The sequence below is a fragment of the Burkholderia sp. PU8-34 genome, assembly GCF_053427725.1.
The window spans coordinates 12,391-26,851 of sequence record NZ_JBSAXC010000007.1 but is presented as its reverse complement, the minus strand read 5'-3'; the positions used below and the strand labels follow the sequence as shown (position 1 = coordinate 26,851).

The window sequence follows — 14,461 nt, the reverse complement described above, 5'->3', positions numbered from 1 at the left end:
TTCCGCCGCATGCGCAAGGCGCGTGCATTCACTACCTAGCTTAAGGAGATTGTGATGGGCACCCCCTACAAACGCCTCGACAGGAATGACGCAGCGGTGCTGATGGTCGACCATCAGGCTGGCCTGCTCTCTCTGGTCCGCGACATCGAGCCCGATCGCTTCAAGAACAATGTGCTGGCACTGGCAGATGCAGCGAAATATTTCAAATTGCCGACCATTCTCACGACGAGCTTCGAAAATGGCCCGAACGGCCCGCTGATGCCCGAACTCAAGGCAATGTTTCCCGACGCACCGTTCATTCCACGCCCCGGTCAAATCAATGCATGGGATAACGAAGATTTCGTCAAGGCCGTCAAGGCCACGGGCAAGAAGCAGTTGCTCATCGCGGGTGTCGTGACCGAGGTCTGCGTTGCATTCCCCGCGCTTTCCGCCCTTGAGGAAGGCTACGATGTCTTCGCCGTCACCGATGCATCGGGTACCTTCAACGACATCACGCAACGTGCCGCGTGGGAGCGCATGGCCAATGCGGGCGCTCAATTGATGTCGTGGTTCGGTGTCGCGTGCGAGCTGCATCGCGATTGGAGAAACGACGTCGAAGGCCTCGCTACGCTCCTCTCCAATCACATCCCGGACTACCGCAACCTGATGACGAGTTACTCGGCGATGTCGTCTTCGAAGTAAGTGACCGTGAAGCTGCTCCCGCCCCGGTCCATCGGCCTCGTTTTTGACACTGTCGTGCGGCGTCCGATGGAAGTGCCGAATCCGGGAAGAACGCCGGGGAGGGGCGGCTTGTCATGCCTCGCTACCGCGGCGGCATGAAGAATCGATGAGCCAGTCGGGTGCGCGCGCACCAGCGAATGTGTCGCGCGCACTCACGATGCCCTTGATCAAGGTGAAGTGATGAACGAACTCGATGACTTGCTTACCCCCGAAAATTGCATTTTCCTGTTCGTCGATCTCCAGGCGGGTCTCGCATTCGCGACGGAATCGATCGCCAGGCAGGCGCTCGTCAATAATGCGGTCGCATTGGCCAAAGCAGCGGTTGCGTTTTCGGTTCCGGTGATTCTCACGACGTCGGCCACGAAGGTATATAGCGGACCTGTCCTGGATGCCGTGAAAGACGTCTTGCCCGACACGCCGGTTTTCGAGCGACGCAGCATGAACGCATGGGAAGACGATGCCACGCGAGACGCGATTGCGAATTCCGGTCGGCGGAAGTTGATCTTCTGCGGGATGCTGACTGAGGCATGCATCTCGTTTCCGGTTCTTTCTTCCATCCGGGCGGGATATGAACCCTACGTTGTCGCTGACGCGTGCGGGGGATCGTCGCCAGCCTCTCACGAGGCGGCGCTCAGCCGAATGGCGCACAAAGGCGCACAACTCACGAGCTGGCTGCAGGTTGTCCTCGAATTGCAACGGGACTGGACCCGGAAAGAAACCTACGCGCCCGTGCGCGCCATTATCGAAGAGAACGGCGGCGGTTATGGTATCGGGCTGCGGTACGCATCGCACATGCTGCCCAAGCCATGACGGCGTGTCTGCGCGGTGGTTCATCGAGCTTCGAGCGCAATTCGTCATAATTGTCCACCAAAACGTGACAGCGAATCCGTTTCAGACGGATTGATGATTCTTTCTGAGACAGTAGACTGCACCTGTGCTTCGCCAGATCCGATCCGGCACCCGCGCCACAGCGGCGCAACCGGATCGAATCGTCGGCGGCGGCCGTTCAGGCCTGACCACCGAACGCGCGAAGGGTAGTCCGCGGTGCGTGCGTTCCGTCGAATCGGGCGGCGTTCACTTCCGGACGCGTGTATCCGTCAATTCGAAGGGGTTTGCAATGCGTTACTTTTCGCTGGAATCGAAGAAGAATGAGGTGCTGCTCGCGGCTCGCGTGCTGTTGATGGTGTTGTTCGTGCTGTTCGGCTGGCAAAAGCTGGTCGGCTTCTCGGGCACCGTGGCCTATATGGCGGCGACCGGTTCGTCGTCGCCCGAACTGCAGGCGGGAATTGCCGTCGCAGTCGAACTGGTGGGCGGTCTCCTGATCGCGATCGGCTTCTACACCCGGCCGCTGGCGCTGGCGTTCGCGCTGTACTCGCTGGCCACCGCGATCATCGGACACCGCTATTGGGCGATGCACGGGATGGACCAGTTCATGGCGATGATCAACTTCTACAAGAACGTCAGCATCATGGGTGGCCTTCTGCTGCTCGCGCTGACCGGCCCCGGCAAGTACTCGGTCGACGGCAAGTAAGGTCCGGCGCATCGCGCGAAGTGCGATGCATGCGAGCCCGGCACGCGGTTGCGTGCCGGGCTTTTGCTTGTTCAGTCGGACGTCTCGGGCCAGAACAGTTGCGGCGTCCGGTCGACGAGGTACGCGTCGAGATTCCGGCCTTCGAGCCATTTGGGCCGACGGCCGTGCCCCGACCACGAGAGCCCCGTCGAAGGGTCGTAATACTTTGCGGGTGCACGCCGTTTTCGCGGTGTCACGTAGCCGAGCGCCAGCAGGACCTCCTGCTGCGAGATGTCGTACAACTCGACCTGTTTCTTGAAATCCGCCAGAGCGGCTTGTTTCTCGGCTTTCTTGGCTGCAGCCAGAAGCTGCTCGGTTTCGCGCAACTGGGCCTGGAGTTCTTGAAGCGTTGTGCTCACCATTGATTCGTCGGTTTAAGAGTGATTGACAAGGAAGGTGGACAGGTTCGATCTCGACAAGTTCTGGAGATCTAACCGCAGATGACGGCAGGCAGCCGTCCCCGCTTGCCCGATTGGAGTGAGATTATGCCTTGGTTGGCCGGCGGCGCAATCGGCAATTCGGCCAAGCGGGCGGTGAACTGGCGCGACATCAGTCCGAGGTCGGGGGCGCATCGGCAGTGAGCGGCGCGCGTCATATCACCTGTGCGTTGCCGAAAACCGGGCGCATCGGAATCCATATATTTCGATACCGGGTACGCATCGACCCGCGTCGAAGCCTCGGGGACACCGCGTCGTCGTGACATTGCGCGTTGAAATTTGCGAGCGTCTGCGCGTCACGGCTGCAAGTCCGGCACGCTGCGTGCAGTCGCGATGCAGGTCGATGCGATGCCGTATCCGAACACGCGTCGGCGGGCCGCTGCGTGCGCGCGGCCGCGATCGGTCGCGGGATCGAAGGCTGGCGCGAACCGCACTGTCTGCACAGGTACGGCGTTTGCGCCAGTCGAAGCATTCGCGCCCGCGCACGGCGGGTTGACGGCCGAAGGCCGTGGGTCACCAGGCTCGCGTTGCCGTAGCGGGTGGCGGAGGCAGGACAGGCTTGTGTCCGATCGTCGCCATCAATCTTGCGGAGGCAACATGCATGTTCTCACTGGCGCCGGCCCGCTGGTTTCGCTGATCGCCGGCATCCTGATTCTCGTGGTACCCCGCCTGTTGAATTACATCGTTGCGATTTACCTGATCGTCATCGGGCTGCTCGGGCTGTTCGGCGGACATCTCCGATGAATCCGGCTATGACACCGGCATCATCGATGCAATAGCCGGTTGCGACTGTTCTTGCGCGACAGGTCGGCGCCTGGCGGGATGTGAGGCCGGTGCCGTCACGACACGCGCGTGCGGCCGTCGGCGCGCTCGCGCTCGTCGCCGCGCACGATATGCAGTTCGCGGGTGCGGATCGGCAGCGAGCATTCGGCGTCGGCGAGCGCCTTGCGCACCTGTCGCGCAAGACGCCAGCGCATCGCCCAGAACGTGTCGGTGCGCGTCCATACCCGCATGTTCACGATCGCGGTGCTGTCGTCGAACCGCATCACCATCACGTCGGGCGCCGGATCCTGCAACGCATCCGGATCGCCGGCGGCGAGCATGCGCAGCACGTCGAGCGCGCGATCGATGTCGTCGCGCACCGACACCTCGACTTCGAGATCCAGCCGGCGCGTCGGATTGCGCGTGTAGTTGCGGATCGCGCTGCCCCAGAGCGAGCTGTTCGGCACGTATTCGCAGATGCCGTCCGGCTTGGTCAGGCGCGTCATGAACAGGCCGACCTCGTCGACCGTGCCGGCCACGCTGGCGCCGCCGTCGATGTAGTCGCCGACCTTGAACGGCCGCAGCAGGAGCAGCATGATGCCGGCCGCGATGTTCTGCATCGTCCCCTGCAACGCGAGGCCGATCGCGAGGCCGGCTGCGCCGAGTACGGCGATGATGCTGGCGGTCTCGATGCCGAGCTGCGACAGCGTGCCGACGATCGCGACGATGCGGATGCCCCAGACGGCGACGTCGCAGAGAATCGGCCGCAGCGTCTCGTCGACGCGCTCCTTGTTGGCGAGCACGCGGCTCAGCCCGTTGCCGATCCGTTTCGACAGCCACCAGCCGGCCGTCAACAGCAGCAGGCCGGCACACAGCCTGATCGAGAAGGTCGACAGCGCGCTCCAGAGAAACGTCCAGCGGTCGGGATGGAGATGGTCGAGAAACATGTGGAGTGCGATTGTTCGGAACGGAGGGCGGTCATGATAACGCGTCGGTCCGGCGCGGGATGCGCAAGCAGCGGCAAGACGGGGCGCACCGCCGCCCGCGGCGGACCGCTTTCGACGCACATCGCACAGCGCGCACCGATGCCGGCGCGTCAGCTCCTGAACGTACCGACCAGCTCGGTGTGTCCGACCACGTGGCCTTTCATCGCGCTCTCCAGGGCGGCCTTGGTCGGCTGGTGAAGATCGGGCAACACCGTGTCGAGCGCATACAGCTTGTGAAAGTAGCGGTGACGGCCGATCGGCGGGCAGGGGCCACCATACCGGGCGTGCTGGAAATCGTTGGTGCCCTGAAGCGTGCCGGCCGGCAGCGCGTTCGCCTTGACGGCTTCCGGCAAGCCAGCGGCGGACGGCGGGATGTTGTACACGACCCAGTGGACCCAGGTCATCCGCGGCGCGGCGGGGTCGGGCGCATCGGGATCGTCGACGATCAGCGCGAGGCTTTTCGCATTCGCGGGCACGCCGGACCACGCAAGCGGCGGCGACACGTCCGCGCCCTTGCAGGTGTAGCGCTGCGGTATCTCGCCTCCGTCGTGGAAGGCTTGCGAAGTCAGGGTCAGGGACATGGCGCGCTCCTCGGCGCCGGTCTGCGCGGCCAGTCCGGCCGCGCAGGTCAGCAAGATCAGGATGGATGTTGCGCGGTGGCGCATGGCATGGGCTCCGTCGGACTCGCTTTGGCGGTCACTCCGCGCTCATTCCGCATTCTCGCTCCGGCTCTTGTGCTGTGCCGCGAGCTTGTCCTGCTGGGTCGGCGGAACCGGATCGTAGTGGCTCAACTGGATGCTGTAGTTGCCGTGCCCGCCTGCAATCGCGTTCAGGCGCGACTGATAGTCGTTGAGTTCGGCGAGCGGCACCTTGCCGGTGATGACGATCGTATTGCCCGCCATCGTGCGCGTGCCGTGCACCTGTCCGCGGCGTGCGGACAGGTCGCCGATCAGGTCGCCCATCGCGGATTCCGGCGCCGTCACCTCGATGTCGACGATGGGCTCGAGCACGATCGGCCGCGCTTTCAGCACCGCATCGATGAACGCCTTGCGCCCGGCCGTGACGAAGGCCACTTCCTTCGAGTCGACCGGGTGGCTCTTGCCGTCGTACACGGTGACGCGCACGTCCTGCATCGGGAAGCCGGCCAGCGGCCCGCTGTCGATCACCTGCAGGATGCCTTTCTCCACCGCGGGAATGAACTGCGTCGGAATCGCGCCGCCCTTGACGGCATCGATGAACTCGAACCCCGCGCCGCGCGGCAACGGCTCCACGCGCAGCATGACCTCGCCGAACTGGCCGGCGCCGCCCGTCTGCTTCTTGTGGCGATGGTGGCCTTCGGCCTTGCCGCCGATGGTTTCGCGCCACGCGATCGTCGGCGGCCGCGTCAACACGTCCAGCTTGTACTGGTCGGTGAGCCGTTCCAGCATGTAGCGCAGATGCAGTTCGCCGAGGCCGCGCACGACCGTTTCGTTGGTGCCGGCCGGGTGTCCGATCGTCAGGCACGGGTCTTCGGCCGCGAGCCGCGTCAGGACTTCCCACAGACGTTGTTCGTTGCCGCGGCGGGCCGGTTCGATCGCGAGGCCGTAGATCGGCGTGGGGAATTCGAGCGGTGTCAGGTGGATGTTGCCGTCTTCCGGCGCGTCATGCAGCACGGCATCGAAGTCGATATCGTCGGCCTTGGAGACCGCACAGATATCGCCCGGGCCGGCCCGCTGCACTTCCACGTGCTCCTTGCCCTGCAGCATCAGCAGATGCGTGACCTTGAACGGCTGGCGTCCGTTGCCGATATAGAGCTGGCTGTCGCGCTTCACGGTGCCCTGATGAATGCGGAACACGGCCAGCTTGCCGAGGTACGGGTCCATCACGATCTTGAACACGTGCGCGAGCACGTGCCGGTCGGCGACAGGCTCGGCCTTCACGGTTTCCACCCGGCCGTCCACGTCACGGTAGAAGAGCGGCGGATTGCCCTCGGTGACGTTCGGCAGCAGTCGCACGAAGATGTCGAGCAACTGCGCGATGCCGGCGCCGGTTGCCGCGGACGTGAAACAGACCGGCACGAGATGACCTTCGCGCAACGCGCGCTCGAACGGCTCGTGCAGCTGCTCCGGACGGATCGCTTCGCCCTGTTCGAGATACAGCTCCATCAGCGCGGGATCCAGTTCGATCACCTGGTCGATGAGCGCGTTGTGCGCGGCTTCCACGGAATGAAAGTCGGCCTCGCCCGCGGGGTTGAAAAAGCAGTCGACCACTTCGCGGCCGCCCTGTGCGGGCAGGTTGATGGGCAGGCAGGTGTTGCCGAACAGTTCCTGGATCTGCGCGAGCAGCGCCGGCAGGTCGACTTTTTCCGCGTCGATGCCGTTTACGATGATCATCCGGCACAGATTGCGCTGTTGCGCATACGCCATCATCCGGCGGGTCTTCATCTCGATGCCGGTGCGCGCGTTGATGACGACGGCAGCCGTTTCGACCGCGGGCAGCGAGCCGAGCGACAGGCCGGTGAAGTCGGGATAACCCGGCGTGTCGAGCAGGTAGATGCGGGTGTCCTGGTAGTGGAAGTGGGCGACGGCGGAACTGAGCGAGTGATGATATTTGCGCTCGAGCGCGTCGAAATCGCACAGGGCCGTGCCTCGATTGACGCTGCCCGGCGTGTGAATCGCGCCGCCCTGGTACAGCAGCGCCTCGGCAAGCGATGTCTTGCCGCATCCGGCGTGCCCGACCAGCGCGATCGTGCGGATGGCTTCGGGACTGTAATCCATGGCCGCCATCGTCCTGTAGTGGTTGTTCGGGAATTATTGGCGAAAAACGGGCGGTGTGCCAAACGCGGACGCGAAAGCGGGGCAGCGCGACGCGCAACAGGTATGCGCGATCGCATGGGTCCGGGCGATGACGACACACGGCGGACTTGCTGCGGCGCAGTATCGCGATGGCACTGTTTCATTCACGAAACCCGATGCGCCCCGGCGATCGGCAACCGGTGTGCGATCCGCGATTCGCAAGACGTCGCGTACGTGCCGGACGCGGCACGCGACACGCGACGTTTCATTGCCTATACATTTCTTGCTGTTTTTCCGCGAACGAATGTAAGGAATTCGTACGGTTCGTTGCCGGAAGGGCGCTCGACGGAGCTGGTATGCGACTTGCGTCCGATACGGACGCCGGGAACCGCGTCGCACGCTCTGCGCAATTCCGATCCTGACTGCCTCCGCTTGTTCGGCCGGAGCCCTCGCTCAACCACGGCATGAAACCCCGACCTGCTGGTCAGGACAATATTGGCCACGCGCGGATGGCGACATGACGTGAACATGCCGCTCTCCAGTCGATCCCTGCGATCGGCGCGAATCATGAAGCCCGCGAGCGATGTCTTCAATGACCATTCCGGACAGCGCGATCCTGCTGGACCGCTTCCTGAAATGGGAAGCCGAGCGACGTGACGACGTGTATCTCACGCAGCCGTATCCGGATGGCTCCGTCGTCGACTATACGTGGGGAACGGTGGGCGATCAGGCGCGACGCCTGGCGGCTTGCCTCGCTTCGCTCGATCTTCCCGCTGGCAGCCGCATCGCGCTGCTCGGCAAGAACAGCGCGCACTGGATCATCGCCGATCTCGCGATCATGCTCGCCGGCATGGTCAGCGTGCCGCTATATCCGACGTTCAGCGCGGAATCGGTGCGCTACGTGCTTGCGCACAGCGACGCGAAACTGCTGATTCTCGGCAAGCTCGACGGCGTCAGCGACAACTGGCCGAACATCCGTGCGCAACTCCCGCCCGATCTGCCGCTGCTCGGCTTGCCGCTTTCGCCGCGCGGCGCGTTTCCGCAATGGGACGAGATCGCGGAGCAGCATGCGCCGCTCGTCGACGTGCGGCGGCCGCCGCGCGACGAACTGTGCACGATCGTCTACACGTCGGGCTCGACCGGCGAGCCGAAAGGCGTGATGCACTCGCACGCGAGCATGGCCATGCTGTTCCTGACGATCCAGCGTATCGATGGCTTCAACATTACGTCAGACGAGCGTGGATTTTCCTATCTGCCGCTGGCGCACATTGCCGAGCGCGCCGTCGTCGAGGCTGCTTCGCTCGCGTTCGGGTTTCGGGTGTTCTTTGCGAATTCGCTGGCGACGTTCACCGACGACCTGAAACGCGCGAGGCCGACGATCTTCCTGTCGGTGCCCCGGCTGTGGAACAAGTTCCAGCTGCGCGTCTGCGAAAAGATCCCCGCGCCGATGCAGGCGCGCCTGTTTGCGCTGCCCTGGGTCGGCGCGCGGGTCAAGCACAGGATCGTGCGCGAACTCGGGCTCGATCAGGCGCGCATCGTGGTGACCGGCACCGCGCCGATGCCCGAGCATCTGATGCGGTGGTATCGCAACCTTGGCCTGGAATTGCTCGACGGCTACGGCATGAGCGAATGCGGGCTGCTCCACGTGAACCGTCCGGGGCATGCGCGCGCCGGTACGGTCGGTCAACCGTATGCCGGCGTCGAGGCGCGCATTGCGGAGAATGGCGAACTTGAAATCAGAAGTGCCGGGCAGATGCTCGGGTACTACCGCCAGCCCGCGCTGACTGCGGCGCAGACCACGCCGGACGGGTTCTTTCGCACCGGCGACGTCGGCAGGATCGACGCCGATGGATTCCTCACGATCACCGGGCGGGTCAAGGACATCTTCAAGACTGCAAAGGGAAAATATGTGGTCCCGCAGCCGATCGAGCAGAAACTGATCGGCCTGTCCGGCGTCGAAGGTGCTTGCGTGGCGGGCGCGGGGTGCGCGATGCCGTTCGCGCTGCTGCAACTGTCGCCCGAGACGTGCGCGGCAATCGCGGCAGGTACGCTCGATCGCGCGGTGCTGACCGACGAGATCGATGCGCTGCGCAAACGCATCAATGACGTCGTCGAACATCATGAGCGGCTGCAATACGTCGTCGTGGTCAAGGAGGCATGGACCGTCGAGAACGCGATGCTCACGCCGACGCTGAAAATCCGGCGAAGCGCAATCGAGGCGTACTACATGTCGCGCGCCGAGCAGTGGGAAACGCTGGGGCAGGCGGTGGTCTGGGAAACCTGAAGCGCCAGGCCGGCCGTATCGGGCTCACGTGCCGGACACTGACGTGACGCGAACGACCGCTAGATCCGCGCCAGCGTGTTGTGGTCGGCTTCCCCGCCGAAGTATTTCTCGAGCGCTTCGACGAACACCGCGTTGTCGCGGGTCGCGTGCGCGAACAGCGTGACTGATGACCGGAATTTCAGGTTGTCCGGATAGCCAAAGATTGCCTGGATCGGACGGCCTTCGACATGATTGACGAGCCGCGTGCATTCGCGCAGCCGTTCGCCCAGCACCGGATGCTGAAGATACGCTTCGGCTTCGTCCAGTGACGAGATCGCGTATCGCTGCGCCATCGCGCTGTCGCCGAGCCCTTCGATCTGCGGAAAAACGAACCACATCCAGTGACTGCGCTTGTGCCCGCTCGCCAGCTCGTCGCAGACCTGCGCATACACCGCATCCTGCGCGTCGACAAAGCGCTGAAGATCATAAAGATCGTCCATGTCGCCCTCCGTCCGTTCCGCTTCGGCAAGCCGCACCCGCGATCATTGTGATCCGTGTCGGGGGCGCGTGCAAACGCATGCCGGCGTCGTGAATGCACCCTGTTTCGCGCGCCTTTCCGGCGCACGGCCAGCGCAAATCCGTCGCGCGACACCCGCTTGATCGACGCATGCCGGATATCGCCTGATGGCTGCCCGCCGGCGACAGGCGTAGCATGAAGATTCCGGCCAGCCGCGATCCTGGCGGATCAACCGTGCACAACCTCCGGTCGCGGCCGGCCGCGCGAGACGCGGTGGCAAAGGAGCCTCGATGCGCTCGCAACCGACTTCCGCGCCGCGCCTGAGACGCTATGCGATCGCGGCCGCGATCGTTGTCGCCTGCCTGATCGCCGTCGGGCGCGTCACCGGCATCCTGGTCGACTGGCTATGGTTCTCGTCGGTCGGCTACACGGGTGTTTTCTGGACGATCCTGATCACGCGGGTGCTGCTGTTCGTCGTCGCGTTCGCCGTGTCGGCGGTGACGATCGGCGCATCGGGCCTGCTCGCGCATCGTTACGCGACGCGCATCAGTGTCTGGCAAGTCGCGGACGTGTCGACGTCGCGTGCGGAGGACGTGATCCGGGCGCTGGCGGAGCAGTTCGCGGCGCGCATTCCGTGGCGCCTCGTCGTCACTGTGGCCTCGTGCCTCCTCGCACTCCCGATCGCCGGCAACGCGATGTCGCACTGGGACATCGTGCTGCGCTTCCTGCATCAGGTGCCGTTCGGCGAGCGCGATCCGATCTTCGGCAAGGACATCGGCTTCTATCTGTTCTCGCTGCCCGTCCTGATCGCGGTCAGGAACTGGCTGCTGGAATTGCTGATCGGCTGCACGATCGTCGCGGTCGGCGTCTACTGGGTGCGCGGCGACATCGCGCGCCGGCAGCCGAAGCGGTTCTCGTCCGCTGCCGCCACGCACGGCGTTGTGCTGCTCGCGCTCTTCTTCCTGTTGAGGGCGTGGTCATGGTGGCTCAGCCGCTATCTGCTGCTCTATGACAACAACGGCGTCGTGGTCGGCGCCGGTTATACCGATGTCCACGTCGTGCTGCCGGTGCGATGGCTGCTGATCGGTCTTGCGATTGCGGCGGCCGTCGCACTGGCGTTCAACGTGCGCCGACCCGGCTACCGCCTGCCGGCCGCCGCCGCGTTGCTGGTGTTCGGCAGCTCGTTCGTGCTCGGCGTCGTCTATCCGGCGCTGTTCCAGCGCTTCTACGTGAAGCCGAGCGAGCTGCAGCTCGAAACGCCGTTCATCGAGAACAACATCGCGTTGACGCGGCAGGCCTACGGTCTCGCGCAGATCGCGGTCAAGCCGTTTCCGGCCGAGCAGGGCCTGGATCTCGCGGCGCTGCAGGCGAACCGTGCGACCGTCGACAACATCCGGCTGTGGGATGTGCAGCCGCTGCTGGATACCTACGCGCAGTTGCAGGAAATCCGCACGTACTACAAGTTCTTCTCCGTCGATATCGACCGCTACCCGCTCGCGTCCGGCTACCGGCAGGTATTGCTGTCGGCGCGCGAACTGGAACCGTCGATGCTCGCCGGGAATGCGCGAACCTGGGTGAACCTGCATCTGCTGTTCACGCACGGCTATGGCGCCGTGATGTCGCCGGTCACCGAGAAATCCGCGGAAGGCCTGCCGTCGCTTTATCTGCGGGACATTCCGCCTGTCTCCGACGGCGGGCCGCCGATCCGCGAGCCAAGGCTCTATTTCGGCCAAGGCGAGCAGGGCTATGTGATCGTGAAGGGCAGCGTGCCCGAATTCGACTACCCGAAAGGGGACGGCAACGTCTACACGCGTTACAGCGGGCGCGACGGCGTCGCGATCGGCGGCACTGCGCGGCGCAGCCTGTTCGCGTGGCAGTTCGACGATCCGAACATCCTGCTGACCCACTACATCGCGAACGACAGCCGGATCCTGTTTCATCGGAACCTCGTCGACCGGATACGGATGATCGCGCCGTTCCTGTCGCTCGATCGCGATCCGTATCTCGTCGCGAGCAGCGGTCACCTGTTCTGGATGCAGGATGCCTATACCACCAGCCGCTGGTTTCCGTACGCGCCGCCGGGCGTCGACGACGGCGGCAATTACATCCGCAATGCGGTCAAGGTGGTGGTCGATGCGTACGACGGCACGGTCGGCTTCTATGTCAGCGATCCGGCCGATCCGATCGTGCGGACCTACGCGCGCATCTTCCCCGGCATGTTCAGGCCGCTCGAGGCAATGCCGCAGGACCTGCTGCAGCACATCCGCTACCCGGAGGACCTGTTCCTGATCCAGGCGAACCTCTACCGGGCGTACCACATGGATGCGCCGGAAGTGTTCTACAACCGCGAGGATCTGTGGCAGTTCCCGCGCGAGCTGAGCGACATCGACGGCGGCGATGCCGCCGGCACGAAGATGGCGCCGTACTACACGATGATGCGCCTGCCCGGCGACGCGCACGCGGAGTTCGTGCTGATGCTGCCGATGGTGCCGAGTCAGCGCGAGAACATGATCGCGTGGCTGGCGGCGCGTTGCGATCCGCCCGAGTACGGCAAGCTGCTCGTCTACGCGTTCCCGAAGGAGAAGCTCGTCTACGGCCCGTTCCAGATCGAGGCGCGCATCCAGCAGAGCACCGAGATCTCGCAGCAGATCTCGCTGTGGAACCAGATGGGTTCGCGCGTGATACGCGGCCACCTCGTCGTCGTGCCGATCGAGAACTCGATCCTCTACGTGTCCCCGCTCTATCTGCGCGCGGCGTCCGGGCAGCTCCCGGAATTGAAGCGCGTGATCGCCGCGTATGGCGACCGCGTCGTCATGGAGGAGACGCTGGGCGAAGCCCTCGCAGCGCTGTTCAAGCAGAAGCTGCCGGCGGCAGCCCCCGCCGCCGGGGCCGCGGATGCGCGTGCCCGCGACGCCCTTGCGCATTACGACCGCGCGATCGAACGGCTGAAGGCGGGCGACTGGGCCGGCTTCGGCTCGGAGCTCGATGCGCTGCGGCCGCTGCTCGAATCGATGGGGGGCGGCCGTGCCGGAACGCGACGGTGAGCGGCGCGCACCGCACGAGCCGCCCCCACGCCGCCCGCACCGCCTGATAGCGGTCTGGGACCTGCCGACCCGGATGTTTCACTGGCTGATGGTGCTGCTGGTCGCGGCGGCCTATGTGACGGTGCGGCTCAACTGGCTCGCCCTGCATGTGCGCGTCGGCGAGACGCTGCTCGCGCTGCTGCTGTTCCGCGTGCTGTGGGGCTGTTTCGGCAGCGAGACGGCGCGGTTTCGCAGCTTTCTCGCGCCGCCTGCCGCCGCGCTCCGGCATCTGCGCCACCTGTTCCGCCGCGAGCCCGATCTCGAGGTCGGACACAATCCGGCGGGCGGGTGGATGGTGGTGCTGTTGCTCGCGTTGCTGCTGGGCGAGACGCTGAGCGGACTCTACGTGTACAACGACATCGCGGATGTCGGCCCGCTGACCGCATGGGTGCCGGCGCCGGTCGCCAACGCGATCGACGAGCTGCATGCCACGTTATGGGACGTGCTGCTCGCCGCGGTCGCGCTGCACGTGCTGGCCATCGCGCTTTATGCGGCAGCGAAAGGGCACAACCTGCTGCGCCCGATGCTGACGGGCCGCAAGTCGCTGCCGGCCGACATTCGCGCGCCGCGGCTCGCGCCGGCGGGGCGGGCGCTTGTGCTCCTGCTCGTCGCGGCCGCCGCCGTCGCGCTGCTCGCGACGTATCTTTGAGTGCCCGGCGTCAGTTGCCCTTCGGCGGCACGACCTGGCCGCGGATCTCGCCGGCCGGGTGGTCTTTCGTATGCACGTTGATGTACATGTCACCGGCCATGAACGCCTGCGCGTCGGACGGGGACAGCGTCGCCTGGCCGCTGAGCGGGCTCGCGGTCGACATCGCGCCTTTCTGCGACAGCCAGACCACCGGGGACGCATTCTTGCCGGCCGGCGCCGGGCTGTGGAAGTGCGCCATCGTGGCGGCGCTCGACAGGCCGTTGAACGTGACCGTCCACTTGACGACGCGGGTGTCCGGATCGTAGGTCAGGTCGGCCGTGCCGGTGCCCTGGGTCTGGACGGGCGGGACTTCCTGCGCGCCGGCAAGCGGCACGGAAAACGACACCGGAGCCGCCTGCGCGAGCGTCATCGCGCCCGCGCAAACGAGCCCGGCAACCGCCACGGAGGCCTGCCGCAACATTGAAGTAACCATCTGCCATCTCCTATGCGGTGTTGCCTGGACGGACGGCGGCGATCGGCCATCGTTCGGCCTGGGCGTGAGCACCGAAAGCAAGAACATGTGGAAAGCGTTGAATGCAGGCTTTGCCGCAGCGATGCGTCGAACGCGAGAAAGGGACAAAGCCCGAAATCATTCTAGTTCAGTCGTTCCGGTTTGCCCGGGCGCGATTGAAGGTGTTGCAGCGGACCCGATGCGGCGGGA

The 14,461-nt window shown here is 64.9% G+C and carries 13 protein-coding genes; 7 read left to right on the top strand and 6 right to left on the bottom strand.

Annotation, left to right across the window (positions count from 1 at the left end; genetic code table 11):
* Positions 1 to 54 precede the first annotated feature (54 nt).
* From ycaC to ACV22Z_RS18115, 3 genes are all read left to right on the top strand, one after another.
* Positions 55 to 681 (top strand): isochorismate family cysteine hydrolase YcaC, encoded by a 627-nt coding sequence (gene ycaC, locus ACV22Z_RS18125; RefSeq protein ID WP_448077665.1) that lies wholly within the window; start codon positions 55 to 57, stop codon positions 679 to 681.
* A gap of 219 nt (positions 682 to 900) precedes the next feature.
* Positions 901 to 1,530: a hydrolase gene (locus tag ACV22Z_RS18120; protein WP_448077664.1), complete on the top strand. Its 630-nt coding sequence runs from the start codon at positions 901 to 903 to the stop codon at positions 1,528 to 1,530.
* Between the two features lie 307 nt (positions 1,531 to 1,837).
* Positions 1,838 to 2,251: a DoxX family protein gene (locus tag ACV22Z_RS18115; protein ID WP_448077663.1), complete on the top strand. Its 414-nt coding sequence runs from the start codon at positions 1,838 to 1,840 to the stop codon at positions 2,249 to 2,251.
* A 71-nt stretch (positions 2,252 to 2,322) separates the two neighbouring features.
* Here the strand turns inward: ACV22Z_RS18115 and ACV22Z_RS18110 are convergent, their stop codons facing one another.
* On the bottom strand, positions 2,323 to 2,649 hold the full coding sequence (locus tag ACV22Z_RS18110) for an H-NS histone family protein (protein ID WP_448077662.1): 327 nt from the start codon (positions 2,647 to 2,649) through the stop codon (positions 2,323 to 2,325).
* Between the two features lie 675 nt (positions 2,650 to 3,324).
* Here ACV22Z_RS18110 and ACV22Z_RS18105 point away from each other — a divergent pair.
* Positions 3,325 to 3,471, top strand: coding sequence for a DUF3096 domain-containing protein (locus ACV22Z_RS18105; RefSeq protein ID WP_448077661.1), 147 nt, complete (start codon positions 3,325 to 3,327; stop codon positions 3,469 to 3,471).
* A 95-nt stretch (positions 3,472 to 3,566) separates the two neighbouring features.
* On the opposite strand, the gene ACV22Z_RS18100 is transcribed toward ACV22Z_RS18105, so the two are convergent.
* The 3 genes from ACV22Z_RS18100 to fusA form a co-directional block, all read right to left on the bottom strand.
* Entirely contained in the window at positions 3,567 to 4,436 is an 870-nt protein-coding gene (locus ACV22Z_RS18100; RefSeq protein ID WP_448077660.1) for a mechanosensitive ion channel family protein, read from the bottom strand.
* 149 nt (positions 4,437 to 4,585) lie between these two features.
* Positions 4,586 to 5,056 carry a YbhB/YbcL family Raf kinase inhibitor-like protein gene (locus tag ACV22Z_RS18095; RefSeq protein WP_448077932.1) on the bottom strand — a complete coding sequence of 157 codons (471 nt, stop codon included), beginning with the start codon at positions 5,054 to 5,056 and terminating at the stop codon, positions 4,586 to 4,588.
* Between the two features lie 126 nt (positions 5,057 to 5,182).
* Positions 5,183 to 7,231 (bottom strand): elongation factor G, encoded by a 2,049-nt coding sequence (fusA, locus tag ACV22Z_RS18090; protein WP_448077659.1) that lies wholly within the window; start codon positions 7,229 to 7,231, stop codon positions 5,183 to 5,185.
* Positions 7,232 to 7,832: 601 nt separating this feature from the next.
* Between fusA and ACV22Z_RS18085 the strand changes: the two genes are divergently transcribed.
* Positions 7,833 to 9,533 (top strand): AMP-binding protein, encoded by a 1,701-nt coding sequence (locus ACV22Z_RS18085; RefSeq protein WP_448077658.1) that lies wholly within the window; start codon positions 7,833 to 7,835, stop codon positions 9,531 to 9,533.
* Between the two features lie 59 nt (positions 9,534 to 9,592).
* On the opposite strand, the gene ACV22Z_RS18080 is transcribed toward ACV22Z_RS18085, so the two are convergent.
* The gene (locus tag ACV22Z_RS18080) at positions 9,593 to 10,012 is read right to left on the bottom strand and encodes a DUF1810 domain-containing protein (protein WP_448077657.1); all 420 of its coding nucleotides are present in this window, start codon (positions 10,010 to 10,012) and stop codon (positions 9,593 to 9,595) included.
* A gap of 307 nt (positions 10,013 to 10,319) precedes the next feature.
* On the opposite strand from ACV22Z_RS18080, the gene ACV22Z_RS18075 reads away from it, so the two are divergent.
* Positions 10,320 to 13,073 carry a UPF0182 family membrane protein gene (locus tag ACV22Z_RS18075; RefSeq protein ID WP_448077656.1) on the top strand — a complete coding sequence of 918 codons (2,754 nt, stop codon included), beginning with the start codon at positions 10,320 to 10,322 and terminating at the stop codon, positions 13,071 to 13,073.
* 46 nt (positions 13,074 to 13,119) lie between these two features.
* Entirely contained in the window at positions 13,120 to 13,761 is a 642-nt protein-coding gene (locus ACV22Z_RS18070; protein WP_448077931.1) for a cytochrome b/b6 domain-containing protein, read from the top strand.
* A gap of 10 nt (positions 13,762 to 13,771) precedes the next feature.
* On the opposite strand, the gene ACV22Z_RS18065 is transcribed toward ACV22Z_RS18070, so the two are convergent.
* The gene (locus tag ACV22Z_RS18065) at positions 13,772 to 14,233 is read right to left on the bottom strand and encodes a CHRD domain-containing protein (protein ID WP_448077655.1); all 462 of its coding nucleotides are present in this window, start codon (positions 14,231 to 14,233) and stop codon (positions 13,772 to 13,774) included.
* Positions 14,234 to 14,461: the final 228 nt, after the last annotated feature.

Coding starts and splice junctions, on each gene's coding strand:
- ycaC (WP_448077665.1), top strand. CDS start 55: ATGGGCACCCCCTACAAACGCCTCGACAGGAATGACGCAGCGGTGCTG.
- ACV22Z_RS18120 (WP_448077664.1), top strand. CDS start 901: ATGAACGAACTCGATGACTTGCTTACCCCCGAAAATTGCATTTTCCTG.
- ACV22Z_RS18115 (WP_448077663.1), top strand. CDS start 1,838: ATGCGTTACTTTTCGCTGGAATCGAAGAAGAATGAGGTGCTGCTCGCG.
- ACV22Z_RS18105 (WP_448077661.1), top strand. CDS start 3,325: ATGCATGTTCTCACTGGCGCCGGCCCGCTGGTTTCGCTGATCGCCGGC.
- ACV22Z_RS18100 (WP_448077660.1), bottom strand. CDS start 4,436: ATGTTTCTCGACCATCTCCATCCCGACCGCTGGACGTTTCTCTGGAGC.
- ACV22Z_RS18095 (WP_448077932.1), bottom strand. CDS start 5,056: ATGTCCCTGACCCTGACTTCGCAAGCCTTCCACGACGGAGGCGAGATA.
- fusA (WP_448077659.1), bottom strand. CDS start 7,231: ATGGATTACAGTCCCGAAGCCATCCGCACGATCGCGCTGGTCGGGCAC.
- ACV22Z_RS18085 (WP_448077658.1), top strand. CDS start 7,833: ATGTCTTCAATGACCATTCCGGACAGCGCGATCCTGCTGGACCGCTTC.
- ACV22Z_RS18080 (WP_448077657.1), bottom strand. CDS start 10,012: ATGGACGATCTTTATGATCTTCAGCGCTTTGTCGACGCGCAGGATGCG.
- ACV22Z_RS18075 (WP_448077656.1), top strand. CDS start 10,320: ATGCGCTCGCAACCGACTTCCGCGCCGCGCCTGAGACGCTATGCGATC.
- ACV22Z_RS18065 (WP_448077655.1), bottom strand. CDS start 14,233: ATGGTTACTTCAATGTTGCGGCAGGCCTCCGTGGCGGTTGCCGGGCTC.